This window comes from Lysinibacillus sp. NPDC096382, from assembly GCF_044762845.1.
Taxonomy (GTDB): Bacteria; Bacillota; Bacilli; order Bacillales_A; family Planococcaceae; genus Lysinibacillus.
In genome coordinates this window covers 98,529-124,600 of record NZ_JBIWFC010000013.1, presented here as the reverse complement: position 1 = coordinate 124,600, position 26,072 = coordinate 98,529, and the positions used below count along the sequence as shown (strand labels likewise).

General features: G+C 33.3%; 31 protein-coding genes and 3 pseudogenes. 11 read left to right on the top strand and 23 right to left on the bottom strand.

The genetic code is table 11. From position 1 onward, the window contains the following. Positions 1 to 62 precede the first annotated feature (62 nt). On the bottom strand, positions 63 to 197 hold the full coding sequence (locus ACIQZA_RS17485) for a hypothetical protein (RefSeq protein ID WP_402884362.1): 135 nt from the start codon (positions 195 to 197) through the stop codon (positions 63 to 65). Positions 198 to 452: 255 nt separating this feature from the next. On the opposite strand from ACIQZA_RS17485, the gene ACIQZA_RS17480 reads away from it, so the two are divergent. From ACIQZA_RS17480 to ACIQZA_RS17470, 3 genes are all read left to right on the top strand, one after another. Next, positions 453 to 1,082, top strand: a complete 630-nt coding sequence (locus ACIQZA_RS17480; protein ID WP_400940526.1) for a LysE family translocator — start codon at positions 453 to 455, stop codon at positions 1,080 to 1,082. Between the two features lie 382 nt (positions 1,083 to 1,464). Further along, a complete protein-coding gene (locus ACIQZA_RS17475) occupies positions 1,465 to 1,611 on the top strand; it encodes a YjcZ family sporulation protein (RefSeq protein ID WP_400940524.1) in 147 nt (48 codons plus the stop codon). A gap of 402 nt (positions 1,612 to 2,013) precedes the next feature. Further along, complete coding sequence (locus ACIQZA_RS17470; protein WP_402884361.1) at positions 2,014 to 2,232, top strand: hypothetical protein; 219 nt, start codon at positions 2,014 to 2,016, stop codon at positions 2,230 to 2,232. Between the two features lie 97 nt (positions 2,233 to 2,329). Here ACIQZA_RS17470 and ACIQZA_RS17465 read toward each other — a convergent pair whose 3' ends face one another. Both ACIQZA_RS17465 and ACIQZA_RS17460 read right to left on the bottom strand, forming a co-directional pair. Further along, positions 2,330 to 2,899 (bottom strand): histidine phosphatase family protein, encoded by a 570-nt coding sequence (locus ACIQZA_RS17465; protein ID WP_402884359.1) that lies wholly within the window; start codon positions 2,897 to 2,899, stop codon positions 2,330 to 2,332. Between the two features lie 70 nt (positions 2,900 to 2,969). Beyond that, a complete protein-coding gene (locus ACIQZA_RS17460; RefSeq protein WP_400940520.1) occupies positions 2,970 to 3,455 on the bottom strand; it encodes an Lrp/AsnC family transcriptional regulator in 486 nt (161 codons plus the stop codon). A gap of 231 nt (positions 3,456 to 3,686) precedes the next feature. Here ACIQZA_RS17460 and ACIQZA_RS17455 point away from each other — a divergent pair, with 231 nt between their 5' ends. Next, on the top strand, positions 3,687 to 4,589 hold the full coding sequence (locus tag ACIQZA_RS17455; protein ID WP_402884383.1) for a DMT family transporter: 903 nt from the start codon (positions 3,687 to 3,689) through the stop codon (positions 4,587 to 4,589). Between the two features lie 772 nt (positions 4,590 to 5,361). Here the strand turns inward: ACIQZA_RS17455 and ACIQZA_RS17450 are convergent. Next, entirely contained in the window at positions 5,362 to 5,535 is a 174-nt protein-coding gene (locus ACIQZA_RS17450; protein ID WP_185903505.1) for a hypothetical protein, read from the bottom strand. A gap of 360 nt (positions 5,536 to 5,895) precedes the next feature. Here ACIQZA_RS17450 and ACIQZA_RS17445 point away from each other — a divergent pair, with 360 nt between their 5' ends. Then, on the top strand, positions 5,896 to 6,345 hold the full coding sequence (locus ACIQZA_RS17445) for a putative iron-sulfur cluster-binding metallochaperone (RefSeq protein ID WP_402884358.1): 450 nt from the start codon (positions 5,896 to 5,898) through the stop codon (positions 6,343 to 6,345). 198 nt (positions 6,346 to 6,543) lie between these two features. On the opposite strand, the gene ACIQZA_RS17440 is transcribed toward ACIQZA_RS17445, so the two are convergent. From ACIQZA_RS17440 to ACIQZA_RS17415, 6 genes are read right to left on the bottom strand one after another with little or no spacing between them, the layout of a single operon-like run. After that, positions 6,544 to 6,873 (bottom strand): DJ-1/PfpI family protein, encoded by a 330-nt coding sequence (locus ACIQZA_RS17440; protein WP_402884356.1) that lies wholly within the window; start codon positions 6,871 to 6,873, stop codon positions 6,544 to 6,546. Between the two features lie 5 nt (positions 6,874 to 6,878). After that, positions 6,879 to 7,127 carry a DJ-1/PfpI family protein gene (locus ACIQZA_RS17435; protein WP_400940512.1) on the bottom strand — a complete coding sequence of 83 codons (249 nt, stop codon included), beginning with the start codon at positions 7,125 to 7,127 and terminating at the stop codon, positions 6,879 to 6,881. 55 nt (positions 7,128 to 7,182) lie between these two features. After that, positions 7,183 to 7,860: a helix-turn-helix transcriptional regulator gene (locus ACIQZA_RS17430; protein WP_400940509.1), complete on the bottom strand. Its 678-nt coding sequence runs from the start codon at positions 7,858 to 7,860 to the stop codon at positions 7,183 to 7,185. A gap of 54 nt (positions 7,861 to 7,914) precedes the next feature. Further along, entirely contained in the window at positions 7,915 to 8,040 is a 126-nt protein-coding gene (locus ACIQZA_RS17425; RefSeq protein WP_400940507.1) for an HTH domain-containing protein, read from the bottom strand. Positions 8,041 to 8,094: 54 nt separating this feature from the next. After that, positions 8,095 to 8,733 (bottom strand): DUF3267 domain-containing protein, encoded by a 639-nt coding sequence (locus ACIQZA_RS17420; RefSeq protein ID WP_402884353.1) that lies wholly within the window; start codon positions 8,731 to 8,733, stop codon positions 8,095 to 8,097. Further along, complete coding sequence (locus ACIQZA_RS17415) at positions 8,730 to 10,145, bottom strand: aminotransferase-like domain-containing protein (protein ID WP_402884351.1); 1,416 nt, start codon at positions 10,143 to 10,145, stop codon at positions 8,730 to 8,732. The genes ACIQZA_RS17420 and ACIQZA_RS17415 overlap by 4 nt, the downstream gene beginning before the upstream one ends. 119 nt (positions 10,146 to 10,264) lie before the next feature. Here ACIQZA_RS17415 and ACIQZA_RS17410 point away from each other — a divergent pair, with 119 nt between their 5' ends. After that, positions 10,265 to 11,176 (top strand): DMT family transporter, encoded by a 912-nt coding sequence (locus tag ACIQZA_RS17410; protein ID WP_402884349.1) that lies wholly within the window; start codon positions 10,265 to 10,267, stop codon positions 11,174 to 11,176. A gap of 168 nt (positions 11,177 to 11,344) precedes the next feature. Here the strand turns inward: ACIQZA_RS17410 and ACIQZA_RS17405 are convergent, their stop codons facing one another. From ACIQZA_RS17405 to ACIQZA_RS17375, 7 genes and pseudogenes are all read right to left on the bottom strand, one after another. Continuing rightward, positions 11,345 to 12,088 (bottom strand): amidohydrolase family protein, encoded by a 744-nt coding sequence (locus tag ACIQZA_RS17405; protein WP_402884348.1) that lies wholly within the window; start codon positions 12,086 to 12,088, stop codon positions 11,345 to 11,347. Positions 12,089 to 12,505: 417 nt separating this feature from the next. Beyond that, positions 12,506 to 13,198 carry an ABC transporter permease gene (locus ACIQZA_RS17400; RefSeq protein ID WP_402884346.1) on the bottom strand — a complete coding sequence of 231 codons (693 nt, stop codon included), beginning with the start codon at positions 13,196 to 13,198 and terminating at the stop codon, positions 12,506 to 12,508. Between the two features lie 25 nt (positions 13,199 to 13,223). After that, entirely contained in the window at positions 13,224 to 13,502 is a 279-nt protein-coding gene (locus tag ACIQZA_RS17395; RefSeq protein WP_402884345.1) for a hypothetical protein, read from the bottom strand. 473 nt (positions 13,503 to 13,975) lie between these two features. After that, positions 13,976 to 14,911, bottom strand: a complete 936-nt coding sequence (locus ACIQZA_RS17390; RefSeq protein ID WP_402884343.1) for a DMT family transporter — start codon at positions 14,909 to 14,911, stop codon at positions 13,976 to 13,978. Between the two features lie 85 nt (positions 14,912 to 14,996). Beyond that, a complete protein-coding gene (locus ACIQZA_RS17385; protein WP_142509552.1) occupies positions 14,997 to 15,317 on the bottom strand; it encodes an ArsR/SmtB family transcription factor in 321 nt (106 codons plus the stop codon). A gap of 122 nt (positions 15,318 to 15,439) precedes the next feature. Next, a pseudogene (locus ACIQZA_RS17380) lies at positions 15,440 to 15,634 on the bottom strand (MarR family transcriptional regulator); the annotation flags it as partial. Between the two features lie 155 nt (positions 15,635 to 15,789). Further along, on the bottom strand, positions 15,790 to 16,860 hold the full coding sequence (locus ACIQZA_RS17375) for a DUF4085 family protein (RefSeq protein ID WP_402884341.1): 1,071 nt from the start codon (positions 16,858 to 16,860) through the stop codon (positions 15,790 to 15,792). 674 nt (positions 16,861 to 17,534) lie between these two features. Between ACIQZA_RS17375 and ACIQZA_RS17370 the strand changes: the two genes are divergently transcribed. Further along, positions 17,535 to 17,744 carry a hypothetical protein gene (locus ACIQZA_RS17370; protein ID WP_402884339.1) on the top strand — a complete coding sequence of 70 codons (210 nt, stop codon included), beginning with the start codon at positions 17,535 to 17,537 and terminating at the stop codon, positions 17,742 to 17,744. A 656-nt stretch (positions 17,745 to 18,400) separates the two neighbouring features. Here the strand turns inward: ACIQZA_RS17370 and fic are convergent. Next, positions 18,401 to 18,985, bottom strand: a complete 585-nt coding sequence (gene fic / locus ACIQZA_RS17365; protein WP_400940483.1) for a protein adenylyltransferase Fic — start codon at positions 18,983 to 18,985, stop codon at positions 18,401 to 18,403. On the opposite strand from fic, the pseudogene ACIQZA_RS17360 reads away from it, so the two are divergent. Next, positions 18,961 to 19,224, top strand: a pseudogene (locus ACIQZA_RS17360) (IS3 family transposase); the annotation flags it as partial. The gene fic and the pseudogene ACIQZA_RS17360 sit on opposite strands and share 25 nt — an antisense overlap. Before the next feature lie 172 nt (positions 19,225 to 19,396). Here ACIQZA_RS17360 and ACIQZA_RS17355 read toward each other — a convergent pair. The 3 genes from ACIQZA_RS17355 to ACIQZA_RS17345 all read right to left on the bottom strand — a co-directional run bounded on the left by ACIQZA_RS17355 (position 19,397) and on the right by ACIQZA_RS17345 (position 21,984). Next, positions 19,397 to 19,972, bottom strand: a complete 576-nt coding sequence (locus tag ACIQZA_RS17355) for a DUF1697 domain-containing protein (RefSeq protein ID WP_402884337.1) — start codon at positions 19,970 to 19,972, stop codon at positions 19,397 to 19,399. Between the two features lie 224 nt (positions 19,973 to 20,196). After that, entirely contained in the window at positions 20,197 to 20,754 is a 558-nt protein-coding gene (locus ACIQZA_RS17350) for an isochorismatase family protein (protein ID WP_402884335.1), read from the bottom strand. 423 nt (positions 20,755 to 21,177) lie between these two features. Then, positions 21,178 to 21,984 (bottom strand): aminoglycoside adenylyltransferase domain-containing protein, encoded by an 807-nt coding sequence (locus tag ACIQZA_RS17345; RefSeq protein ID WP_402884333.1) that lies wholly within the window; start codon positions 21,982 to 21,984, stop codon positions 21,178 to 21,180. Positions 21,985 to 22,322: 338 nt separating this feature from the next. Between ACIQZA_RS17345 and ACIQZA_RS17340 the strand changes: the two genes are divergently transcribed. From ACIQZA_RS17340 to ACIQZA_RS17330, 3 genes are all read left to right on the top strand, one after another. Continuing rightward, complete coding sequence (locus ACIQZA_RS17340; protein WP_402884331.1) at positions 22,323 to 23,009, top strand: DUF421 domain-containing protein; 687 nt, start codon at positions 22,323 to 22,325, stop codon at positions 23,007 to 23,009. Between the two features lie 148 nt (positions 23,010 to 23,157). Next, on the top strand, positions 23,158 to 24,072 hold the full coding sequence (locus ACIQZA_RS17335) for a class I SAM-dependent methyltransferase (protein WP_402884330.1): 915 nt from the start codon (positions 23,158 to 23,160) through the stop codon (positions 24,070 to 24,072). A gap of 20 nt (positions 24,073 to 24,092) precedes the next feature. Next, the gene (locus tag ACIQZA_RS17330) at positions 24,093 to 24,446 is read left to right on the top strand and encodes a cupin domain-containing protein (protein WP_402884328.1); all 354 of its coding nucleotides are present in this window, start codon (positions 24,093 to 24,095) and stop codon (positions 24,444 to 24,446) included. Positions 24,447 to 24,869: 423 nt separating this feature from the next. Here the strand turns inward: ACIQZA_RS17330 and ACIQZA_RS17325 are convergent. Both ACIQZA_RS17325 and ACIQZA_RS17320 read right to left on the bottom strand, forming a co-directional pair. Further along, positions 24,870 to 25,216, bottom strand: a pseudogene (locus ACIQZA_RS17325) (VOC family protein). A 145-nt stretch (positions 25,217 to 25,361) separates the two neighbouring features. Further along, on the bottom strand, positions 25,362 to 26,072 hold the full coding sequence (locus tag ACIQZA_RS17320; RefSeq protein ID WP_400935024.1) for an ABC transporter permease: 711 nt from the start codon (positions 26,070 to 26,072) through the stop codon (positions 25,362 to 25,364).

Genomic DNA, 26,072 nt, shown 5'->3' with positions numbered 1-26,072 from the left:
AATACTATTCCTTACTCTAAAAATTAGATAGTTTCATGTACTTGAAAATTGCTCGCATGCTATTACCATCTAGCAGTCACAACATCGCAACCCCAATCACGTAAGTAATGCGTTTTTTGCACTTCTACAATCTTTTGCTTGTATTCCTTAATGCGATAATTCATTGCATAAACACGGCTTTGTACTTCTGCAATCATTGCTCTTGTAGAATGTGTCGATACGAGCAGTATCACTCAATTCCAAAAGCTAAACATAAAGCAAAATTAAAAGCTATGGAAGAGGAAATAGACGAATATGTCTATTTCTTTTTTTCTATGTCGCAGATTATTTCGTATTACTCGTATTGTCCTGTGAAAACCACTTTTATCACTTGTAAAAAAAGCTTTTATTTTTCATTCATTTACTTTAATATCGATAAGGGCACCCCCAAAAAAGAGATAGAGGTGCTTTAAATGTACGGTATTATTAATTATGAAATGTTTTTATTAACAGGGATTTTATTGAATTTAATCCCTGGTGCGGACACCATGTATATTGTCGGTAGAAGTATTTCGCAAGGTAGAAAAGCTGGTATTTACTCTGTGTTTGGTATTATTACTGGCTCCTTCATTCATACGTTATTCGTTTCTTTTGGCTTATCGCTCATACTTACTAAATCTATTGTGTTATTTAATACTATTAAAATCATTGGTGTTATTTATCTCGTTTATCTAGGGATTAGAATGATACTGGATAAGTCAAACTTAGGATTCGAGGCGTCCTCAAATCATTTAAACATAAGAAAAATTTATATTCAGGGACTCTTAACAAGTCTAACGAATCCAAAAGTTTCTTTATTTTTTATTGCGTTTCTCCCACAGTTTATCGATGTGAAGGCGTCAGGTCCTATTCCTTTTTTAATTTTAGGACTTACTTTTACAGCAACTGGACTACTATGGTGTTTATTTGTTGCTTATTTCTCTTCGTATATTACTAAAAAACTAAGAGGAAACCAAAAGGTAGGAATGATCCTCAATAAGATAACCGGAATAATATTTATTGGAATGGGGATAAAATTGCTTCAAACGAAAGCCCCGCAATAAATTTGTATAACAATGCCCCCAACAGTCCTTTAATTTCAAGGGACTGTTTTTTATTTATCCACTTCTTTTGCACATTTCTCTCATATTGTTCATTAGTATCATGTAGCATGTGAGGATGCCACTGCTTTTTTATTTTCATATCTATGTCACAGGCTATTCACTATACAAACATAGCTATCACATCATAATAATAGTAAGGTAAAGCTAATTTAGCCTTACACCTCCGAAGGTTTTACTGAGGGTCACTCCTATCCCAAGTGACCCTTTTTTATTTTCTTATCTCACAAAAAAATATTTTTTCAATGCCTATAGCTGCATGGTTTAACACCCCACTCCTTCTCTATAGCTTACATATTATAGAATGTAGAAAGGAGGGATATATATGGGATACTACGGAAACGTTGGTGGTATAAATAATGGATGCTACTATGGTGGCGGATATGGTAATGGTTCTTCATTCGCCTTAATTGTTGTTCTATTTATACTTCTAATTATTATCGGCGCTACTTTTTTGAATAGAGAGTATTAAAATTTCCGATTTAAGGGTCCCCTCCCCAGCCTGGTGACCCTTTTATCCAAATAGATTATTTTACATTTACTGTAATCAATGCTAATGAAAAATCACACATTATTTCTGTGGAGGCTACACTAAAAATATTTCTGATTGAATTACACAACGCAATTTGGATTTTTGTAGTTATTTTTATTTAAATGTTGAAAACTGGTCTCAAAAAAACAACTCATCTAGTTAAAAACATTAATAACAATTTAAAACTGCTAATTTGGAAGTTTTGGAATATCAATTCACATTCATTTACTAAAAGAGATGTATTTATATTTCTAGTGACTTCGCATTGTATTTTTTAAAGTTCGATTTATAGAAAATAATTGACAGCCGTATTATTTATCTATTTTTTCCTCTTACATAATCTTGTGGCATATCTTACAAACACTCATTTTAAAGACATATACTCCTGGCCTTTATACCACACTTTTTCTTGTTACCCGCTCATACTGCTCATTTTCTTATATCCACTTTCTCATCTTCGCAAATTTAGGAAGTAAAGTCTTTGTTATACTTTCTTTTACTTTTTTCAAATTTCTCGTTTCAACGTTTAAACCTGTAATAGAACAACTGGAAATCATTTAATCACAGCCACTAAAAACCAAAACCTTTTGGTATGAATTGACTATAAATGCTCAATACAGTTTATTTTAGCGAATCATAAGTTATTCAGTGCCCTTACTTAAACCTTCCACAGTCTTTTTACATCGACCAATTCTTGCCCATCGAATTCCATTCTGTATATGTCTGGCTTTGTTGTATGTAGTAAAAAGTTCAGATCATATTTACTATCATAGAACCCCATCATTAAAGTCATAACAGCCCCATGCGTGCCGATTACTACTTTCTGTCCTTGATATGTATTTATTAATTCTTTTAAAACTTTAATAGCACGTTGTTGGCAGGCAGCATTTGACTCTCCTCCCTCTAAAGCATAGATTGGGTCAGAAAACGACTTTTCTAATAAAGGGAATAATTCCTTGTCTGAGATCCGCTTATCCCCAGCACTAAAAATTTGCTCTTTAAGATCTTCAAACACAATTACCTCTTTTTCTATTTGTTCAGCTACTTTCTGAACAGTTAAAATTGAACGACTATACGGACTTGAGATAACAGTATCAATGCCCTCTTTTTGTAGAATATCAGTTATTCTTTGAGCGTCTAATCTACCTTTTTCAGTTAATTCTCTCGTTCTCTCATTTCCGTCTTTTGGTGAATCACCGTGTCGTACCATATATATAAATGTTTTCATAATGCCCCCTGTATTGCTTCTTATTTTGACCTAAACCACTTAGGCGACGATGCTAAAATCCATAAAACTTCTACTGTTCAACTTCTGATATCGGTAAGACTGTTGAATATTTAATTTCTCGTAAAGATAAGTTCGTTTGAATGCGGGATATGCCCAGTCTATTTAATTTTCTTATAAAGCGATCTAATTCTTTTCGATCCTTAATAACAACCTTTAAAAGATAATCATACTCTCCAGTTAAACAATGGCATTCTAATATTTCTGTCATTGTTTTTAAGGCATTTTCCAAAGCTTCTAATTCCTTAGCTTGATGAATATTTGTACTCATGAATATGTAGCACAGTAAATCGAATCCCAGTTTCTCTTGATTTAAAATGGCAACTTGTTTGTCAATAAATCCTTCACTTTCTAAACGTTTTATTCTCGTATGGGTTGCCGGTGGGGACAAATTCACCCGTCTCGCTATCTCTGCATTACTTATCTGAACCTCTCTCTGTAAAATATCCAGTATTTGAGTATCAACACTATCTAATGATTTTCTTTCAACATCTTTCATGCATTTTTCTCCCTTTTTTATATTCGAAATTTCAGCTACATTCGGCGGCTTTTATTAATTTTATTCCGAAAAATCCAGTTATTCTTATTGTTATTTCGTTTTTCATTCATCACACAAAATATTATACAGTTAAAAAGATAAAAATGTTATTATTCTTTTATCTAAAAACTCAATTTTACATAAGGAAATCAAAGGAGAGATCGTGATTTGAAGAATGTCTATGTTTTATTAATGCTTTTAACTAGTTTACTTTGGGGAGGCAATTTTGTAGTTGCCAAATCTCTTGTTGATCATGCCTCTCCGTTAACATTGACGAGCTTAAGATGGCTCATTGCCGTCGCTGTGCTTCTTCCATTGGTGAGGTGGAAAGAAAAAAGATTACTTCCCTCTCGGGATGCCCTCCTCCCTTTATTGTTAATGGGCGTTACAGGTGTGGTATTGTTCAATATCTTTCAATTTTTAGCATTGGAAAGAACTACGTCGACGAATGTTGGCTTCATTTCTACATTAAATACAATTTCAATTGCGATTTTTTCAACTGTTTTTCTAAAGGAAAAGATTAATTTACTTCAAGCAATTGCAATGCTACTGTCACTGTTCGGTGTTCTCCTCGTCCTCGCAAAGGGGAATTTAAACCTATTATTGTCATTTCATTTTAATTTGGGTGATTTATGGATGCTTGCAGCTGTATGTGTATGGGGAATTTATTCTGTTTGTAATAAATGGGCAATGAAAACTACCTCGCCACTAATGGCAACATTGTATTCAGGGATATTTGGACTTCTTATCCTATTGCCGTTTAACCTTAGGGATTTTACCATTTCTAATGTTAATCATTCTTTTATACTATCACTTTTATATACAGGGTTTATCTCCACTGTCGTTTGTATGGTACTTTGGGGCATTGGTATTCAAAAATTAGGGGCTACCACATCCGGTGTTTTCCTTAATTTCAATCCAATTTTCACAGCACTTCTAGCGTTTTTATTTTTAGGAGAGAGCATCTCTTGGACGCAAGGAATTGGGGGATTGATTGTTATTATTGGATGTTTTTTATTTTCGCATTTTAAATCAAAAACGAATCAATTAAAGAAATTCTTCTTCAAATCTAGGTCAATAAAACCCATTAACTAATCTTAGAGTAAAAGCTCTATAAACACAGAGTAAAATGCTTCACTTAAGGTAGGCTGATTTCTCATAAGGGTCGCGGCATAAGTAATTACAAAGTTAAGTATAAAAAGTTCCCGAACCTTGTTTTGGGAGCTTTTTTGTATCGAACAACCTTTATCGAGTAAAAACGTCTATGTAAGAAATAGAGATAAAATTGAGGTGACATTATGCGATTTATTTTTAATAAGATAACACTTTTCAGCATAATTTTTTTATCATTTTGTTTAATAGTAATGGGATCTTTATTACAAATGATCCTTATCCCTTTACAAGATATTAATTCTATAAATAGTCAAGAGCTATTGGAATTTCAAAAAGAATATGCAATAAACTATCCCTTAGGAAATGGGCTACTCAATCTAGGTCTATTTCTGATGATTTTAGTAATAATTCTATTCATTATAAAGTTAAAAATCTTAAAATATAATAATCAAAATTCAGATTTTTAACGATCCAACCTCATTGAAAAAAATCCCCAAATAAATGTAAATACAGTTTTTTATGTAAAGGCGTAGAACGCAGTTAATTACAAGGCTTTTTGGGATTTTGCAGAAAAACGTTGCTGGTGCACTGTCTAAATAAAACCATATATAGAGAGTGACGAGACCCTTATTGAAACAACCTCCTTCTATAAACATTGATGTATCAACGGTTTCCACCATTTCATGGTGAAGAAAATCGTTCTTAGTCCGACCTCCTTTATTTCAGCGGAGGTTTGGACACCAGCTAAAAGAAATTAAAGTGAATTATATTTTTTCACTTCTAAAGGAATCGATATTATATATAAATCAATAGCATATGTAGTAATCGTAATCCCTTTACCTTCTTCAGTAAATTTTGCTTGAAGAAACCGCTCCGAAACTTTTCTTTTCCCCCATTTTTTAGGGAGCCATTCAAATCCTAAAAACATACTATTTATCACCTTAAAAGTATTTTATTTTATAAAGCCTAAACGATAATTTAAACTGCATCCCAATTGTTAGACCTGCTAACAAATCAGAATGTAGTTCGCGCTAAATGATGCTCTTTTTCTTTTGGCATTAATTTCATTGTAAAATAAGAGTTAACGATTTTCAAAAAAGAATTCTAACACTAAGCTCGTCGTGTGTTCACTGTCTTGTCAATATTATGCTTCAACTTATGTGGCAAATAGAATTCCTTTCCCCTCTACCTTCGTACATGGTTTATACTCTAAATAAGGTGTATTAAGTACGAATGCCGGGTATTGAACGTTAACGGCTGAAAATAAAATATTCGAGGTGGAATGCCGATGGAACATTGTTGTAGTGGCCTTAAAAATGAAAACACTATTAGTTGTCCCTCTTGTAAAAATAAAGCTAAAATTGTACAACTATTAACTATTAAATCAATGATGAAACCATCTGTATTAGGATCTATAAACGCTATGGATAATCACTATTTTTGTGCTACTAAAGATTGTCATGTCGTTTATTTTGATACGAGCAATAAAGAGTATCTTCTATCTGATATAAAGATAGATGTACATCAAAAGGATGATTCATTAAGTACACCTGTTTGTTATTGTTTTGATTGGACTAAAGAAAAAATTAAACAACATGTTGAAAATGAACTCGCTCCTAATCCGTTAGAACATATTCGAGCAAATATAAAAGAAAACCGTTGTGGCTGTGAGGTAAACAATCCTCAAGGTAGTTGTTGTTTAGGGAATGTTACGAAATATATTAAAGGTCTAGCCTAATGAAAAATATAGCCCATCATCATAACGTATAGTTGATATCCGTTCCAACTAGGCCCATTGTAGCTGACGCTTCGCTCTCACACAGAGCAAAGCTTCCTGGAGTCGTCCAGTCGGAACGGAAATCAACTTATATACAAGACATCCTTTTTAACAAAGAATGATTTCATTTTCTTCTAACCTTCAATCGTTCCAAAAATACTATTCTTCGTAAAAACCATTTTTATTAAAATCATACCATTTTTGTATCTTCTCTTCTGAATATACTTTTAGATGATTCATAATCTCTTTTGCAAATTTCAACGTAGCAGTCCCATTTGCTGTTATGAGGTCACCGGAGTTAACACATTGCTTTTCTATATAAAATTCACTTCCACAATAATTGGGACAACTATTGACAATAAAATCATGAGAGTTGCCTGTATGTTCTACTTTATTTAAATAACCATTGTACGCTAAAAATGTAGTTGCATCACATATAGCTGAAATTAACACACTATTAAGTTGACAGTAATCAACTATTTTTTTCACATCAGCTAATTCGTAGCTTTTCTCTTTCCATATAGTTCCTCCACACAATAAAAGTTATTTTTACTTTTTAAATAATCCTCGATGGAATAATCCGGAACAGTTTTTAGACCGCCCATTGAGCTTACTGTTTCCTTTGTTAAGGCTATCGTTACAATTCTAAAATTCTTCCCTGAATTATTTAATTCGGGACAAATATAACTTAATTCCCAATCTGCATAACCATCGGATATCATTACTGCTATTTCTGTTGTCATTATGAATGACCCTCCTTTTCGAAAAGAATAACAAAAGAAAGTTGACATAAACCTGTCAACTTTCATAAAAATTACTTATTTTTTTTATGGTGTTTTTAATTTCATCTACTAGAAAAGGAGGTTCAAGCACTTTCACTTTGTCTTTTAAATGAATGACGAAATCAATGGCCCACGATACATCGGAAGTTTTAAATGTAATCGTTGCGCTGTTTGAATGAAATTGAAATTTTTGTACCCCTATCTTATCCATTAAAAAAGCTTCATCTTCCTTTTCGTATTGCAGTCCAACGTCAAACAAAGTATCATTTTCCTTAAAATAGTTATTTTCAAAAAAGAGGCTTGAATCTGAAATTTCGTGTTCTTTGGCAATGAACTGTTCAGTCAAAATATGATAAGACAAAATACGGTTAAGTTTAAACAAACGAAACTGATTCCTCTCCAAACAAAAAGCATATAGATACCACGATGAGTATTTGAATAGTAGTATATATGGTTCTACTGTTCTTTTGCTATAACCAAACTTTGATTGATATTCAATTGCCATTAATAACTGTCCTCTAATTACTTTTCTAAAGTGTATTACATAATCTTGAAAGCTGTTATCCGTGAACCATGATGATAAGTCGATGACAATATCGGCATTTTTAAGTATCGTTTGCTCATCTTTTTCCACAATTTTAGTAATTAGATGATTTATATTATTTTCTGTATGTATACTATTTAGTGCATCCAAACCAATTAGTATACTTTGTAAATCATCAATAGAGAAAAACTTTTTATCAAGTTTTTAGTTGGCTAAAATTCCTAATCCCCCACCTTGACCTGGATAACTCACTATAGGAATTCCCGCTAAATTCAGTGATTCAATATCGCGATAAATAGTTCGTTTCGACACTCCAAGCTTTTCAGCCAATTTCTTGAGCTGTCATTTATTTCTTCTTCCTTTTTCAATGATTCTATTTTTTACTTATTCGTTATCTTTACCCTTTTGTTCAGTCTGAGCAATTTTCCAATAAGTGTTTGATCCATTACATTTTAAAGTTGCATTTTTCGGTACCTGTTTCATTATAAGAAGAAGATTTAGTAAATCAACTGACGATCCCATCGAGTTTAGTATAATCAGGAACTTTAATGTCGTTGTTAAAAGTCCAAATGCACTGAAAATTAGAGGGAAAATTATTGAAAGTATCATAAAAGGTGCAATCGTAATGAATATATATCTTGATTTTGAAATTTCTTCTTCCGTAATGACAAAACCCCCGAACAGAGTTAGCCCTACAGAAGTTTTTTCTGATTTCATAAAATTAGGAATGAATATCAAATGAAGTAGTTCGTGAATGATTAATAGTAAGACGATTCCCAAAATAACGCTTAAGTTAATGGTTATTGATAATCCAGCAGAAGCAAATCCAAAATCTCTCAATGAAATACTAGAAAAAATATTTATTACCCCAATAGAGATCATTGAAGCGACAAGCATTAAAGGGATAGATAACAAAATAGCACTTATTAATTTTTTTGGTTCTTTCATCGGAATCCAGCCATCTTTAATGAAGTCTACATGTAATTTTGGGTTACTTTTTGGCAATTTGTTTAATAGTTTCATTTAACCCCTCCTTTTATAATTTCACTTAATTGGAATATGCCTTCTTTCATTTCATCGAGTGAGGCATACCCATAGGAGATTCGTATAAACTGTCCCGATTTTTCAGCATAAATACTACCGGGATTTAGAAGAATATTGTTGGATAATGCTTTTTCAAATAGCCTTTTCACTTTAAATTCAGGCTTTATTTTCACCCATATGAACAATCCACCTTTTGGGATGTCCCACGTAGCGTAATGGCTCAAATATTTATTCAGTGCATCTAAAGCAATTTTTCTACGAATGCTAAGTTGTTCTCTTACGTTATTAAGATGATCATCATAGAAATTACTAGCTAGCCACTCTGCTGCAACGAGTTGTGAAAGTGTACTTGATCCATAATCGGATTGCATTTTTAAATCTGCTAATCGATTTATGACTGACTCCGAGCCAACGATCCAACCAATTCGTAATCCTGGACTAAGGGTTTTCGATAAACTTCCAACATATAATACATTTCCGTATAGATCCATTGCTTTCAATGGTTTAGGTGGTGGATTGTCAATCCATAAATCACGGTACACATCATCTTCTATAACTGGCAGCTGCTCTCTTTCACAGTATGCAATTAATTTCGCACGTCTTTCTTCTTGCATTAAAGCGCCTGTTGGATTATGGAAGGTCGGAATCGAATATAAAATATTTTTTCCTTTTTCCTTTGTCGGATAAATTGAATCGATAATAATCCCCTCGTTGTCCATTGCTAATCCTTGCAACTCCATCCCTGCTGACTCAAAAACAGTCAACGAGTATAGATAGGACGGCATTTCTAACAACACCGTCGAAGCTCTTTTTAGGAGCCCAATCGAGATTAGATGTAAAGCTTGTAGCGCTCCAGAAACTACAAGAATGGACGCCGGAGACGCTTCGACCCCTCTTACCTTTAAATAGTCACTAATGGCTTGCCGTAATTTCATATTTCCTTTCGGCTCTTCATAGCCAAACGAAGTTAATTGATTCGAAACCTTTTGAACGATGGTTTTCATCTCTTCTAACGGGAACATCTCTGGTGATAATTCCCCTTTACTCAATTGAATAAGATTCGTATTTGATTCCGCTTCGTTAATCTCCTGCACCATCGAAACGCTAGGTTTATGAATGCCTAATCTGACATTTTCATTCCAGTTAGTCGAGGTTTTTGCCCCCATCAAAGTCCAAGTATTATTGGTGACGACCGTTTCCTTCCCTGCTTTTCCTTCTAATAGCCCATCTGCCATTAGTTCCTCTAATGCCGTTATGACTGTACTACGATTAACCTCAAACTGTTTTGCTAAATTACGCTGACTTGGTATGGGACTTCCGATCGCCCACTCCCCTTTAGCAATTTTTCCTTTTATAAAATCTATAATCAATTGATATTTTGGTTTTTTCATATATACGCTCTTTTCTGAACTGGTTGGTTTTTTTCATTTTAACCTGTTGGAGAAATTTTACCAAAATCCTATTAATATTGAAAACATAAAATTAAATGGTTGGATAACGAGGTGTATTCATGTTAAAAACATTAGATCTTAAAATTATTTCTGCTCATTTCATAACAATCATAATATGGGCATCGGCTTTTCCAGGAATACGGGTGGCATTAATGGCCTATTCACCTGAACATTTATCACTTTTACGATTATTAATCGGATCATTCGTTTTAATAATTATAGCAGTTATTAGAAAAATTCCTTTACCTAAGTTAAAAGACATCCCCATTATTTTATTACTTGGCTTTTTAGGTTTCACCGTGTATCAAGTAGCACTAAATTATGGAGAGCAAACGATTAGTGCTGGCGTTGCAAGTTTACTTGTTTCAACAACCCCAATATTAACGGCTTTATTAGCTGTATTCTTTTATCGTGAAAAGCTTGGTTTATGGGGATGGGTTGGTTCACTTGTTGGTTTTTGTGGTGTAGCATTTATTTCTGTAGGAGGTTCAACTGAAAGTTTTACTTTTAATACTGGCATTGTCATAATTTTAGTAGCATCCCTTTCAGAAAGTATTTACTTTGTTTTTCAACATCGTTATCTAGAAAAATACGGCGCTATTCCCTTTACGATGTACGCCATTTGGTCAGGTACTATTTTTATGCTACTATTCTCACCCGGCCTAAGTGAAGCAATAATGGATGCCCCGTTAAATGCAACATTAGTCATTTTGTATCTTGGAATCTTTCCAACAATCATTCCATATTTTACGCTTGCTTATGTTACTTCGCGAACAGGGGCAGCTGAAGCAACAAGTACGCTTTATTTAACCACTGTTTTTGCATTTCTTATCGCATGGATTTGGCTTGGTGAAGTTCCGCATTTTTCTGCCATAACTGGTGGCTTGATTACTTTAATAGGTGTATTTATTGCCAACATAAAGAAAGAAGATATTCGTAAAGAAAATAACAATGCTCACAGTATAAACTAACTGGCTCGATTGCCAAAAGCTCCAATGATCATTACAGACTGTTGACAATGGGTATTAGTGTAGTTAACGCTCTATACCTATTGTCTGTTTTTTAATATTATTAAATAATCTCACAGACAACATAAAAGCCTTCCACATTTGTGAAAGGCTTTTAGCGATTTCTAACTCTCACTTGTAATAAAAATCCATCGCGTTTTGATACAAAATTTTCTCAGCTGCCCTTGCCTCAAACAATTCTTGAATTAGTTCAATATCGGCATAAGCAAAGGGTCTTTTTGCTCGTGTGGACGGCAGGTCTGTACCGAACATTAACGCTTCAGGATTGACAGCATAAATAGATTTCAAAGCATGTCCTACTTCGAGCTCCACACGACCAAAACCTGTCGCCTTTACTCGTACACCTTTTTCTACGAGGCGTAACAAATGAGGAAAGCCTTCCTCGGATAATCCCAAATGATCAATTGAAATCGCTGGTAATTTTTCAATCGTCGGTGCAATTTCAGGCAAATCTTTTGCGTCGATATATAATTCACTATGCCAACCAGCTAAATCATACACACGTCTCGCAAAATAATCTAGCTTGGATAAATCTTCAGAACCACCACGTTTCACATTGAATCGTAGCGCACATACACCTTTTTTATGTAAGTCCATAATCTTATCATCTGTCGCCGAAAACGGTAGTTGCGTAACACCACAAAATGCAGAACCCATTTTCTCTAAAGCATTTACTAAATAATCTTGGTCAAAACCTTGAAAAGAACCTGATACAATTGCACCACCTACAATATGATAAGTCGCTGTTTCTTTTTGGTAATCTTCAACAACATAGCTAGGTGGTATATATCCTTGATTTTCAGTAATAGGGTAATTAAAATCAATAATGTGAAAGTGTGCATCAAAAATTTTCATCTTTCCGCCTCCTTTATCTTATGTTATCAAACAAATAACATAAAAGAAATTTATGAATTCATGTGTAAATCCATAAGTTTTTCTTATCAAACAGAACAACCGTATCGTTGAAGACTTGCACAAATCCTTATTTTGAGCCAAAAATAATTCCTTATAAGAAATACCTTAAAGCATTACTTCCAGATGTAAATAACGCTATAAAACCTGCAACCATGAACCCTATTGCATATTGATTCTCTTGTTGTTTTCTCTTGCTTATCCAAAATAATATCATACTGATTAATACTAAAATTATTCCCGACACTGCACCTGTTATAATGCCTATAATCATTCCCATTTCTAGTAGCTTTCTCTCTTTTTGTTTTTTTGTTGTAAGTACAAGTATTTATATCTAGAACTATTTTACATTACTTCCTGTTACACCACATCCACGTTTTCAATATTACGAATACCTAGATACGCAATTATTACTCCAACTGCTCCAAGCCCTATTTGCAGTGGAATGAAGGTCACCAAAGAAATTTCTGGGTTATAAGCACAAGCAATTGCTACCACGAGAAGAGATGAACCAATAGTAGCCGGGACAGAATAATTACGCATTCCAAAATAGAAAGGAATTAAACTTGTTCCTGTTGCGGTAATAGCAAAAGGTACTATGTTTATGGCTTCACCTATGAACTGGCTTGCAGTTATTGTAAATGGGACGATAGGAAAATAAGTATTAATGATCAAAAATAGACCCGCAACAACGATATTCGACATCATCGTAGTCATGAATGTTAAAAAAGCAATCAAGGTCAATTTACTAGCAATCAGTTTCTTGCGACTAACAGGATACGTGAACATAATCAAAATTGTTCTATTTTTATACTCTTCAATAACTAGTTTCGCAATTAATACAGAGGCAAACACAATAAACGTTGCCCTCACGCTTGCACCAATCAATACATTAACTTCTTCGTACGTTGAAATGGGTATATCCCCCTCCTTCTGCGCAATAAAAATTACTGAACACACTACTGCAGTTATCATGATGTTTGCGATCATCGCACCTTTCACATACCAACCTAAGTTAAATTTTTTCATTTCCAGTTTCAGTAAATGCAGCATAGAACGAATTCTCCTCTTCAGTTTGTTATTGCATGATAATAAAAACAACACTCATTATGTTGAATAGCAGCCTATAACTATTCTTGAATTTATCAATTATTAAACGTAATAAAATAATAGCTATAATAATAGTCACTGTCGTTTTAACAAGAATATCTAATAATAGCATTAGTCCGCTTCCATTTTTAATTCCCCACGACACAAGTTCAATAGGACAGGAGGTCGCCACAATACAAATGATTATTTCTATAAAATAGTTAGATAATCGATATTTTTTCCATCCTAGTTCTATCAGTTTAAGCATGGATTTTCTCTCCGTTCGTTTATTTAAGAAATACTCCTCTAAAGAGCTATGTTTTTAAGAGTAGCTGACATTAATTGATAATCTTTTTAGCACGCTTAATCCATAATAGAATTTCCCCCTTTCCTATACTTTAATTGTACGAATCGATCATCTCTTTTTTCTTACTCATTCCTTACAAAATTATTAATTGTAATAAACTACAATTGGTCAGCAGTTCTAAATTCGCTGATTTAAATTGTCTTGATAGAAAGACAAGTTGATTTGTTTTAAAGTGAGAGAAAATATCTAATAAAAAAAATACCAGGCTCAAATTAATGAGTTCCTGGTATCTTGGTTTTACCTTATGACATTGAAAAATTTATACATTTATTGCATAGCACGGCTTTCTGAATAAAGCATTTGGAGTCGGGCTATTTGTTAAGACAGAAGTATTAAATTTCTTTACCCAATTCAAAATGATTATGTATTCTCTATTAAGCCTTTACTTGATTTCGTACTGAATTACTTTGGTTTGTTATATTAGTAGCAATATAAACACCTACCAACACCATCACCATACCAACGATTTGTATCACTGTAATTGAGCTGCCATACGCAATAACTGCAAGTAATGTTGCGACTATAGGCGTCAAGTTTAAATACAAGCTTGCTTTACTACCTCCTAAGCTCTCTACACCCTTGTTAAAAATAACATAGCCAATCAATGTCCCACAGACGACCATATAAAACATTTCAATCCAACTTTGAACCGACATATTAACTACTTGATCCCAACCGCCTTCAAATACCGTGCTGATCGCTAGGAAAACAGCACCAGATAACATCATAATAGTATTCGATAGCATTACTGGTATACCTTTAAGCATGGATTCACCCATTAATGCATAAATAACTCCGCATAAAAGTGCCCCGACAAAAAGAATATCTCCTAAGTTAAAAGAAAGAGAAAACAAATCAGAAAGGGACCCTTTGACAATAACAATAATTACGCCAATCATCGATAAAGCTAAACCTGTTCCAGATTTGTTATTCCATTTTTCTTTACCTAATAAGACTGCCCCTAACATAGTGAATACAGGCATCGCAGCTATAATTAACGCACCATTTGTTGCTGAAGTATACTTCAATGCCGTAAAGAAAAGAGCATTATAACCGAAAATTCCGATAAAGCCAATAAATAATAAACCTTGCCATCGATTTCTAATTACTTGCCACTGCCATTCTTTCTGAATTGTTATAAATGTAACGAGTATTATGCCTGTTATGCCAAAACGTAGCGTAGCTGCAACAAGTGGTGGAACTTCCGTAATGACATGCTTTGCTGTCGCAAAGGCTCCACCCCAAAACAAAGGAACGAACAGCATTAATAAATACATGTTTCTCGATTGATTTTTATTTTTATTTCCCATGATTTAAACCCTCCTAATCTTTTGAACGACGTTCGTATGTTTAAGTTTTTAAACATACGAACATTATTTGGTAAAAAAGAACAAATCAATAGCTTTGCTCAATAGTTTGAATTAGCTCTTTGATTTGTTTTAGAAACTCATTAGAACTTAATGAATAATATTTTTCATTCCCATTCCGGTTAAAAGTAATTAAACCTGCTTGTCTTAAAATTTTCAAATGATGGGAAACGGCTGGTCTAGAAAGCTCTATTCTTTCTGTTAATTGATTTACGTTTAGGCTATCATGTGTGAGTAATAGAATGATGATTTGTTGACGATTCTCATCCCCAAGTGCTTGGAAAATGGGGGTTGATAATTTAAATTTTTCTAAAACTTGTTCTTTGTTATTGCAATTAAAATTTTCCATAATTCCCACCCCTATGTTTAAAGTTTTAAACATATTTAATTTTAATTAAAAAACACAATTTGTCAAGATACTATATATTTTCTATATAGAACCCATACCAAATGGATACAGCAATCTAGCTTTTATACATAACCTTTTTGATCTGCTTCTTCTGAAAGTTCAAGATCTGCACCACGTTCGATTAAACCAATAGCATTGTTACATACTTGTTCTTGAAGACATTTTCTCTCTAGTTGTATTGCTGCTATACCGATATATACTAAAGACATTACTTCCTGGTCATCATCAATACTAAATTCATCCATTGCGCCCTTTAATGGAGTAATGTAGGATAATCTATTAGCTCGGCTAGTAAAAGAAAAGATGTTTTTCAGGTATTAAAAAATTTACGATAAAATAAATCTCAAGCTATACTGGCTTAAAAAAAACAAAAAGGCTGTTCAATCGGAGAACGTTTTGAACAGCACTCTTCTTATTCCCTAAGCCATTTCAGTTTTACATCATCCTCTAAACAACCGAGTTGATCGAAATGGCTTGCTATAATGCCAAAATACATATTTTCATCTGCGCTTACATCGACTTTACGTAGCGCATCATTAACGATATATGCAGCATCCTCTCCTAGTGCAAAAATTGTGTTGAAGGCACGTACTCGTATATTTTGGTCTAAATCAAACATAGCAAATAACAACTCATCAGTCGGAATAGGCTCACTAAAATGAGCATATGGATCTTCATAAGTGGCACAATAAATTCGCTCTCTTGCCTCCTCAAAGGTATCACCAAGTAATACCCCTCCAGCAAAAATCCCATTATCCGTTTGCGAAAGAGTAGCCAAATCAATCTCTACAAAGTGCATATCTTTTACAATATAGTATTTGTCATCTAGGTTTAGCGCAATAACATAATCATCCCACGTAGCGACTTCTCCCGGTTCAATATAAACTGCAGGACGATACAAGTATTTTGCTATCACATCTTTGAAGAAAATCGTCCATTCAGCATAAGGGCTACCAAAACTAGATAAAACTCGTAATGCAAAGCTACCTTCGATCATTATTAATTCGTCATACACGTAATAGCCTTCTAGATTACCTTCTGTTTGTGCATCATGAAAAACTAACTGCACAATTGACTCGACTGTAAACCCGCCACTCATATCTAATAGAAGCGTAAAATTATTTCCTTGTTGCTCAGCATTTAAAATTTTACCATCATGAAATGATTGTGAAAAAACGGTTTGTGCTGACGGATTAAAGCATTCAACAATTGCTTCACGCTTTTCATAAATAGCATTACTCTTAGTTGTGAACTGCTCAATTGTCACATTGCACCATTCTTCAAATTCTTCCATTAAAGTATCATTTCGGAATAAAGTTCGTTCAATAATTCCCGACTGAAACTTTTGTGGTAAGACATCTATATACTCGGCTAAATGCTCATATAAATGATCTTCAAATTCAGCATCGAACTCTTCCTCAAATGGATATGTATGTGCTGCGTTGAATACTTCCTGTCGTTCACGTGTTAAGAAAAACATCATTCCACTCCTTTTTAGTTGTATAGCGAAAAATAATGAATAAATATTATAATAGATACTTCCTTTTATTCTTCAAGACTCTAAGGGACTTGAACTTCAGAATACCTTTAAGTAGTTGATTACTTCATACTTAATTGATGGCGTTGCAAAACTAAAAGGATAGTTCCTATTTTCTTCATTTCGCAAACCTCATCCCTTTATTTCTAAATATATCATTTTTTTAATTGCTATTTCTTATTGAACTAAACTGTCTAAATAATTTCATAATCTGGCCCGATTGTGGAATAAGAAAAGATCCTGCACATCAACACAGGATTTTTAATTAAACTTTCTTATCAATTATCAATCTTTATTTTAAATAATCGAATTTTGTTTTAAATGTTCAATCTTTTTTGTAAAACTACAATTGAAAAATTGTATTGCGGTAAGTGTATTAAAAAGCAAAAGACAGTCGATTTTATCCATAAAAGCATGGTTTTCCAAATTCATTATTCTAAATTAGGATTGGTATAACACTACACTACATTCAGTAACACTCGTGTATATTTATTGATACTAAAACTTACAAAATTATAAGTTTTATGTAACTCAAATTTAATTGTTAAAACTAAAATCGTGTTGTAGAATTACTATTGTTAATAATTAATAAGAAAACATGATTTGAGGTAAGAGTTTTTATGAAAGACAAAAAAATTCAATTTATAGCTATTTTTGGTGGTACTACAATTATCGCTCTAGCTCTAATAGCTTTTTTCCTTATCGACCAAGGTATGCCTAAGGAATTTAGTGAAGAAGCATGGTCAGATACTAAAGAAAAAGCTATACAAGCTACAGTTGAGCATTTTAAAAACGAAAACAATATCGATGTTACTATAAATGAAGGTTAGTTCTTCAGGTGAATATGCAACTAATGAAGTATACTTAGAAGGTCATGTTGTTGGTAATGAGAATAAAAAAATATCTGCTGTTGTAGATACTTCTGAAGATAATTACCAAGTAAAATCTGTTGATATGAACACCTAATAATAATTCACTTTTATAGAACCCTTTGAACAGTTAGCTTAAATGTTAGCTGTTCTTTTTATTGCACATTTTCTTTCAGATTTTCATTTAATATAGATATGAAATTTATAGTTTCACTTTGGTATATCTGTTTAAAGTAACCTTCTACTTCTGCTTGGCAATATCCATACCAATAACGAATGTATTTTCAGTTTCTTGATTAATTTTATTATTCCATTTAGAATGCATAAAGGAGTCCTCCTTGTTTGATGATGGGTCAATGGTCGTTGACACTCATGCATCATACTAGAGGGCTCCTTTTCTTTCAAGACCTCGATCATCCTTCAAACAGGAATGCTGCACCGTTAGTTAGTACAATTTTTCACAATCTCCCTTAAAAATAATTGAGATAATTTCCAATCAAACACCCAATTCCAATTACGAACAGAAATATAGACCAAACATATTATATATAATATGTTCGGTCTATTTACTACACGTTGAAGGTTGTCACCCTAAGATAATTTAAACAGCCCCTTTTTTATAAGTCATCAATGTCATATTCAGTAAATCCCTCATAGTAACAGCTAATATCAATCCCCTTCATGAAAACTTCACGGCTATTAATTTCATCTACCAAAGCATTTTGTAGCAAATGCTTAATTTCAATATCTCTAATCGGACTACGTTCCATAGCCAGTAAATAATCTTCCTTGTCAATCTTATTCCAATCAACAACCTTATGAAGTTCTTTCTTAAAGATTAAATCTAACCATATCCTAGTCGCTCTGCCGTTGCCTTCTCTATAAGGATGGGCGATATTCATTTCAACATACTTTTCAACGATTTCATCAAAAGTAGTTTGTGGCATTTTATCTATGCGATTCAAAGATTGGTTAAGATACATTACTGGCGCAAATCGGAAATTACTTTTTGCTATATTGACCTCTCGAACTTTTCCAGCAAAGAAGTAAACATCTTCAAATAGATATTGATGGATTTCAGAAAGACCCTTGAATGTGCCTACTTCTATTTCATTCATCTTTCCTAAATCGTATAGATCTTTGGCTTTCTTCTTTGAAAGTCGTTCTTCTGTACGATTCAATTCAAGGTTCTGTTTACACATCTTACGCGTATCAGAAAGCAGTCAAAGAAAAAGGAATTATCATGAGCATGTCTCGTAAAGGCACGCCCGCTGATAATTCCCCAATTGAAACGTTCTACCTCGATGATATTTATCGCACAACAAATGCGTGTGTAATAAAAATTGTCGAAGAATACATTTACTATTATAACAATATTCGAATTAAAACGAAATTAAACAACCAGTCGCCGGTTCAATACCGTCAACTGGTTGTAAAATAAGGTGTTTTCTTACTGTCTTAAAAATGGTACTCAGTGCCGTGAATACCTAGACTTTTTTATGCGTGTTCGTCTGTTAACCATGACATTACTAGTTTACCACATAATTCCCAAAAATTTATGAACAAATCATGAAATTTCTGGATATTCAGCCATTTTATTGCCAGAATTAAAATCATTGTTCACTTTTCTTATGTTTGAATTCCTCGACCATACTTGAAAGTTTCATGAGCGTTTTCCAATTACGGACAGTTGCTGGAATTTCAAGCTTTTTCAGATGATTACCGAGTTTGGAGTTTCGAATGCTGTCATGAAATAATAGATACACATTTCTTCCATCAATGACACTAAGCTCTCTTTCGTTTGCATAGGATAAAAACATGTCGCTATTGACCTTCGAAGGAGCTGCCGGCAACAATGCAACATGCAAGCATTCTCCTTTACAGGATTGCTCCGCTTGTGAAATCTCCTGATTTGAAAAAGGAATTTGACTAACAATTTGTAGTATTTCTTCTGCTGTCCTCATAACAACAACACTAGATATCCCAAAATCCTCTTTTATTTTATCGTGAATTTTCCTATCCAAAAGCTCCTCGGTTTCCTCTGATTCAAAAAGGATGTTTCCACTTTGGATATATGTCTTCACATTATGTAATCCTAGTTGCTCAAGAGAACTTCTTAATTGTGCCATGATTATTTTATTGTGCCCGCCTACATTAATTCCTCTAAGAAGTGCAATATAAATCGTCATACAAATCCACCTTTCGAATTACAATTTATATACTAATAATAGATACTTCCTTATATTGCTTCAAAGGATTCTCCTCTAGAAAATCGACAATTTCTACGAACAGACCATAAAAAAGAGCTTATATCTTTTATTACTTTGTAATTTAAGATATAAGCTTTTCTTATCAAGCCAGTAAGAGATCCTGTATAATTTAATTTTATCTGAATGCCCTTGAATGTTCTTTCTTATCTATAAGAATCATGTGTAGGATGAAACAAGTCTTCTTCCGAATTTCTAACAACAGAAAAGTGTTCGACATTGTAATGACCATGAAGTGTATTGTTATGATGCTTTATAATTTGTTCTGCACTAAAAACATCACTACACGCTGTTGAATGACCATCACCAACTAACGTGACATCCAAACCGCTAATAGTCGCAGTTCTTACGGCGCTATCTATACAGTGCTGCGTCGAGCACCCCATTACAACAACATGTTTAATTTCTTGAGATCGAAAATGATTTAACAGTTCAGTCCCATGGAAACAATTCGTTGCTTTTTTATCGAAAACCCTTGCTTCTTTAGGAACATTAATGCCATAATGAATAGCGAATCCTTTCCCTTTACCTTCAGCAACATCGAGATCCCTTACGAAGACGACTAGAACATTGGATTTTCTTGCTTTTTCGATGACTAAATTGATATTTCTAATAAGCTGTTCCTTCTTAAAAACAGCCCTTTCTTTCTCATTACCATCCATTAATTCTTGCTGCGCATCAATAATAAGTAGAGCTTGATTCAATTAATTTTCCCCTTTCAATTTGAGGAAACACTTTAATTAGACGATTTCCCCTTTTTGTTTCACGGCGCTAACATAATTTTTGTTCATACTATCTACCCCCTAAAGCCTAATTGTCATTTAAGACTGATTAATTTTGGATCATCACCAAAACGTGTGGTTGATTTCCGTTCCGACTGGGCGCTTTGTTGCTGCCGCTTCGCTTTCGCACAGAAAAAACATTTGTTGCTGCCGCTTCGCTTTTGCTACAGAAAACATTTGTTGCTGTCGCTACGCTTTCGCACAGAAAACATCCGCTGCGCTGCAGGGTCTCTCATCTGAGACGCTGATCCCCGAGGAGTCGCCCAGTCTCCACTCCAATCGACTATTTACATAGTAGACGTTTTAACAAATGTCATCGCCAACTTTTGATGCATCCACATTTCATTAATTTTTGACACTATTACATTGCTTAAGTATATAATCCATACATAGAATAGTGTCATCAATGCGTTGTTTTTTCGATTTACAATAACGAATAGTGGAACCTTCTCGAATACTAATGGCTTCGTTAATAATATTATGAAATTCTTCTGGTAAATGATGTATTGCATATTTACAAGCATCTACTTTTGAAACAATATCTTGTTCTTGCAGTGTGTAAAATTGCCGTAAAACCCCTGTTATTGACCACTCTACTTCTAAATCAACTAATTTATTTGGTATTAAAAATGCTTTATATTTTTTAATTTTTTTTAATCTATTCGACCAATAACTGTTCATATTTCCTAGTACATACTCACCAAGCACGCTCTCATCTACATTAAAGCTATATGTAGCTACATCCGGTCCTAAAATTGTCATACCTTTATTTTTTAAAATCCACCAAGTAATTGGGTTAATATGATCATTTCCCCAATTTGTTTTGCCTTCGTTTACGTTTAAACAACCTTTTACTTCACTCTGTTTCTTGCCAATATCCTCAACAAGTAAATAACAACCATCCATCCCTGTATCCTTGTATTGTCGATTTAATTCTTTGTGAAGATCGGATATTACTTTCGCATCTTCTTCGGTTAAGGATCTATTGACAACTGCAATAAAGTCGATATCACTAGAACCGTTTATGTAAGCGTCAAGAGCAATTGAACCATGTAAATAGAAACCTTCAAGGATATTCGGTAGTTTATTTTGAATTAGGGTTATATATTCATTTAAAATTTTTCGAACTTGAATCGGAACTCTAGAATCCATAAAACCTCTCCTTTTAATCAGATAATACTTATATTACCAAAACGAGAGTATTTTTCCCATTATTGATAATTATAAGTCCATTACCCAAAATAGAAATACAATTTGTTGAAACGTATACCTTAATACGTTGATTGGAATGGAGACGTGGCGACTCCTTGGGGATTAGCGATAGAGGAAAAGAAGCAAAACGGAAATTAACCTTACATTATGATGAAGATCCAATAATGTATTGATTCTGTTAGATTTTTAATAAATTAGAATCCACCTGTGTTGTTGTATTGAGGTATCTTTTAAAATTTCATTGGGTATTCTAGGAATTAGATAAGGAGTGGGAGAATTTGTACACAGGTTATATACAAGTAGTTGTTCAAACGGTTATTACTTTTTTCGTTCTTCTGACACTTACGAGGTTTCTAGGTAAAAAACAACTAAGTCACTTAACCTTCTTTAACTACGTAACTGGTATTACAATTGGTTCTATTGCAGCCAACATGGTAATTTTAAAAACAATTGTATTCACAAAATTTTTACTAAGCTTAATTGTTTGGTGTACGCTTACTACTTTAATTAGTTATATCGCACTAAAATCCGGAAAAGCAAGAACATTCCTTGATGGACAACCGACAATCGTTATTAAAAAAGGTAAAATAGATAGAAAAGCTTTAGCAAACACTAAAATAAATATTGATGACCTTACGATGATGATTAGACAATATCAAATTTTTTCAATTACAGAAATTGACTATGCAATATTAGAACCAAATGGCATGCTTAGTATTTTGAAAAAGCCTGAATTTCAAGGCACGCAAAAGATGGATTTAAACATCTCTCCTCCACCTCCGATTTTTATCCCCATTGAAGTCATCACAGATGGGAAGCTATTGCCACAAAATCTACTGGAAGTTGGAAAAAGTAGAGAATGGTTAGACAACGAATTAAAAAAGGAAAAGATACAATCAATCGAAGAAGTTTTCTATGCAGAAATTCAACCGAACGGAAAAATATTTATCCAAAAATTTGATTAAGGAAATTTCTAAATTTAGAGAATTTCTCAGCAATTAAAACTTGACAAAAAAAGTAATTTATGCAATAATTTACTTTTACAGAATTTATCTATACAATAGGATTCTCCTGGCCAGGAGAATCCTATTTTTTTTGAAGGAGAGTACTTGTATGAACAAAGATGAATCCAGTTTAACTTCATTAATCTCAGCTTTTAGTAGAGCCTATCATAGTCAATTCGATACCCCTAAAATTTTTGATGACTACCTAGCAAAAAAATTAATCACACAACAAGAGTTCAATGACATTCAAACAAATATGGTTCAAGGTATCCAGTTTTTTAACAAAGAAATCACAGTAAAACTTAATGGACAAACGGAAGAGCTATTAAAATGGATTGTGCAAACTCAGCTCTCCCCTACCCCCTTGGCACGTGCGGCATATTGTGAAAAAGTTTTGTTACATGAAATCATGTTAGGTTTACAGCAATATGTTATGCTCGGAGCAGGGTTAGATACATTTAGCCTAAGACATCCGGAACTTGAAAACAATTTAAAAATCTTTGAAATTGATCACCCTGCAACACAGGAATTTAAAAAGAAAAGATTAGCTGAAGTCAATTTAAAGCTTCCAAGCAATGTACATTTCGTTTCGTTGGATTTCACAAAAAAGTTTTCCTATCAAAATCTAATAAATAGCGGCTTCGGCAATAAAAAAACTTTATTTAGTTTACTAGGTGTTTCCTATTATTTAACGAAAGATGAAATTTCAAGTTTAATTGATCACTTATTTGCCAATGTACCAACAGGAAGTTCGATAGTGTTGGACTATGCAGATGAAAAACTATTTAAAGAACAAGGAATATCAAACCGAGTAGATAACATGGTAAAAATGGCTGCAGCAAGTGGTGAACCGATGAAATCATGTTTTACTTATAAAGAAATGGAAAAAATGTTAGAAAACTCAGGTCTGCTTATTTACGAACATCTATCGCCAGATACAATTAATGAGCTTTATTTTGACAATCGAAAAGATTATTTAACCGCCTTTGAAACAATTCACTACGTCCATGCTGTGAAAAAGTAATTTAAGTTCGGAGGAATCAAATGAAATTTTATCAATTGTCCAAAGAGAATGGCAAAAATACAACACAATTTAAGTCAAGTTTTATTATGTCTAGAATTATTGAAACTGAAGCATCCGCTAGTATTGGGTGTATGTATTTAGAAGAAAACGGTGTTATTGGCTATCATCAAGCTGTAGTTCCCCAGCTTCTCTTAATTATTGAAGGCGAAGGATTTGTAAGAAATGAACAGGCGCAATACTATCAAGGCCAGCCTGGAGATGCAGTTTTTTGGGAAAAGGGTGAATGGCATGAAACTAAAACGGATAAAGGATTAACTGGTATTGTAATAGAATCAGAACAATTAAATCCCTCAGCATTTATGCCTATAAAATGACGTATTAATATTATCCCCCCGGAGGCTTTAACTTCTTTCAGCGGGTGTTAGACACCATCTGAAAGAAGTTAAACTATTTCTCAGGCAATTAACTATGCAAAAATAACATCGTATCATATGTTAGTAATGTAAGATTGGTTTAGTCTTACACCTCCGAAGCTTTGTTACTAAGGGTCACTTATAATAGTAAGTGGCCCTCTATAAATCTTCTGTTCAGGAAATAATGTTTCTATATAGTTTATTGACAAACTCCTAGCGTATTTCTATCTCGATCAGGCAAGATAAAATTTCGTCTCTCCTTCTCGAAATTTCCCCACTTTTAAATAATTGTCTGGGAAATTTAGTGAAATCGGAATTACCTTTTAATAATGGTTTACTCATGGTTTACTCATCACCCTTGTATTCTTTATAAGTGGGACTCAGCTAACTCCACACCTCAAATTTATTTCCGTCAAAATCGTAAAAAACAAAATTCCTTCCCGAATGCCCCCTATTGTCAATTTCTCCAACTCTTAATTTCTATATCTTTTAAAATTTTATGAATTGTCTCTAATGCACTTAATCCGTCTACCTCAAAAGTAATCGAAAAATGCTCTTTCCCATAGCAATCAATGAAATTTGAGCTTTGATTAGCAAAATTAAGAATAGCCTTATCACTATCTCGGTAACTACATTCTGCTCCCAATTTACCTACATACCACTCAGCATAACAGTTCAACATTGCTGACTGGAATATAAGTAGTTCCTATTCTAAATAACGTTTTACTCATCCCATCGCCCTCTCTAGCATCGTTACTAAAATATTCTCTTTTTAGCTTTTATAACCTTCCAGATCTACCCACAAATATGGTAAATGGCGAGGATTTGCAAGTTTATCTACAGTCTGAAATGACCATTTGATTTTTACTATAATAATTATTGGTCACTATATTTAAATGTTTTTAAGGAAATGATAAGTGTCACAGCAAGGCATCCCAATAAAAGAAGTGAAGATTCTCCCCATGTACTAAAATTATTTAGAAACGAGGCTTTAATTCCATTTACAAACCATTCAAATGGATTTATCACACTAATATATTGTATTAGATTTGGCGCTTTTTCCATTGTAAAAAATGCATTACTACAAAGTAGCATTGGTATCATCAGTACATTTGCAGTCATACTTAAATGTCCCTCGTTTTTCACGAGACTTGAAATAAAAAAGCTTAAAAAAACCAAACTTAACGAAGCTATTAAAATAATCGGTGTCATGTATAAGAGGCTATTAAAAGAAAAGTTTAGTTGATTGATAACGATAGCAAATAAAAGCACGATATAGGATAAAATAATCGCTATTATAGCCCATGCACTAGAAATACTGACGATATATTTCCATAAAGGCATTGGTGTAGCATGAAGTAAATTATAAACGCCTCTTTTTCTTTGCGATAATGCTATAAAAGCAGTGGTCATAAATGAATAGAAAAATACACTAATGGCAATGATTCCTTCTACATAATTTCCCGCATAGCTCGGTAAAAATATCCTTAACGCAATAATTGCCGCAAATGGCATTATTAGTGACCAAAAAAGTAAATACATATCCTTTATACTAGATTTCAAATTTAATACGAAAATAGCCCCCAT

What these genes read in the sequence shown, in the direction of transcription:
- ACIQZA_RS17435 (WP_400940512.1), bottom strand. Translation starts at nt 7,127, where the DNA reads ATGACAACAGAAATAGCAGTAATGATATCCGATGGTTATGCAGATTGG.
- ACIQZA_RS17480 (WP_400940526.1), top strand. Translation starts at nt 453, where the DNA reads ATGTACGGTATTATTAATTATGAAATGTTTTTATTAACAGGGATTTTA.
- ACIQZA_RS17460 (WP_400940520.1), bottom strand. Translation starts at nt 3,455, where the DNA reads ATGAAAGATGTTGAAAGAAAATCATTAGATAGTGTTGATACTCAAATA.
- ACIQZA_RS17345 (WP_402884333.1), bottom strand. Translation starts at nt 21,984, where the DNA reads ATGGATTCTAGAGTTCCGATTCAAGTTCGAAAAATTTTAAATGAATAT.
- ACIQZA_RS17355 (WP_402884337.1), bottom strand. Translation starts at nt 19,972, where the DNA reads ATGACGATTTATATTGCACTTCTTAGAGGAATTAATGTAGGCGGGCAC.
- ACIQZA_RS17450 (WP_185903505.1), bottom strand. Translation starts at nt 5,535, where the DNA reads ATGTTTTTAGGATTTGAATGGCTCCCTAAAAAATGGGGGAAAAGAAAA.
- ACIQZA_RS17465 (WP_402884359.1), bottom strand. Translation starts at nt 2,899, where the DNA reads ATGAAAACATTTATATATATGGTACGACACGGTGATTCACCAAAAGAC.
- ACIQZA_RS17335 (WP_402884330.1), top strand. Translation starts at nt 23,158, where the DNA reads ATGAACAAAGATGAATCCAGTTTAACTTCATTAATCTCAGCTTTTAGT.
- ACIQZA_RS17390 (WP_402884343.1), bottom strand. Translation starts at nt 14,911, where the DNA reads ATGGGAAATAAAAATAAAAATCAATCGAGAAACATGTATTTATTAATG.
- fic (WP_400940483.1), bottom strand. Translation starts at nt 18,985, where the DNA reads ATGTGTAAACAGAACCTTGAATTGAATCGTACAGAAGAACGACTTTCA.
- ACIQZA_RS17400 (WP_402884346.1), bottom strand. Translation starts at nt 13,198, where the DNA reads ATGCTGCATTTACTGAAACTGGAAATGAAAAAATTTAACTTAGGTTGG.
- ACIQZA_RS17375 (WP_402884341.1), bottom strand. Translation starts at nt 16,860, where the DNA reads ATGATGTTTTTCTTAACACGTGAACGACAGGAAGTATTCAACGCAGCA.
- ACIQZA_RS17420 (WP_402884353.1), bottom strand. Translation starts at nt 8,733, where the DNA reads ATGAAACTATTAAACAAATTGCCAAAAAGTAACCCAAAATTACATGTA.
- ACIQZA_RS17455 (WP_402884383.1), top strand. Translation starts at nt 3,687, where the DNA reads ATGCTTTTAACTAGTTTACTTTGGGGAGGCAATTTTGTAGTTGCCAAA.
- ACIQZA_RS17445 (WP_402884358.1), top strand. Translation starts at nt 5,896, where the DNA reads ATGGAACATTGTTGTAGTGGCCTTAAAAATGAAAACACTATTAGTTGT.
- ACIQZA_RS17415 (WP_402884351.1), bottom strand. Translation starts at nt 10,145, where the DNA reads ATGAAAAAACCAAAATATCAATTGATTATAGATTTTATAAAAGGAAAA.
- ACIQZA_RS17485 (WP_402884362.1), bottom strand. Translation starts at nt 197, where the DNA reads ATGATTGCAGAAGTACAAAGCCGTGTTTATGCAATGAATTATCGCATT.
- ACIQZA_RS17395 (WP_402884345.1), bottom strand. Translation starts at nt 13,502, where the DNA reads ATGCTTAAACTGATAGAACTAGGATGGAAAAAATATCGATTATCTAAC.
- ACIQZA_RS17405 (WP_402884348.1), bottom strand. Translation starts at nt 12,088, where the DNA reads ATGAAAATTTTTGATGCACACTTTCACATTATTGATTTTAATTACCCT.
- ACIQZA_RS17320 (WP_400935024.1), bottom strand. Translation starts at nt 26,072, where the DNA reads ATGGGGGCTATTTTCGTATTAAATTTGAAATCTAGTATAAAGGATATG.
- ACIQZA_RS17410 (WP_402884349.1), top strand. Translation starts at nt 10,265, where the DNA reads ATGTTAAAAACATTAGATCTTAAAATTATTTCTGCTCATTTCATAACA.
- ACIQZA_RS17385 (WP_142509552.1), bottom strand. Translation starts at nt 15,317, where the DNA reads ATGGAAAATTTTAATTGCAATAACAAAGAACAAGTTTTAGAAAAATTT.
- ACIQZA_RS17370 (WP_402884339.1), top strand. Translation starts at nt 17,535, where the DNA reads ATGAAAGACAAAAAAATTCAATTTATAGCTATTTTTGGTGGTACTACA.
- ACIQZA_RS17475 (WP_400940524.1), top strand. Translation starts at nt 1,465, where the DNA reads ATGGGATACTACGGAAACGTTGGTGGTATAAATAATGGATGCTACTAT.
- ACIQZA_RS17330 (WP_402884328.1), top strand. Translation starts at nt 24,093, where the DNA reads ATGAAATTTTATCAATTGTCCAAAGAGAATGGCAAAAATACAACACAA.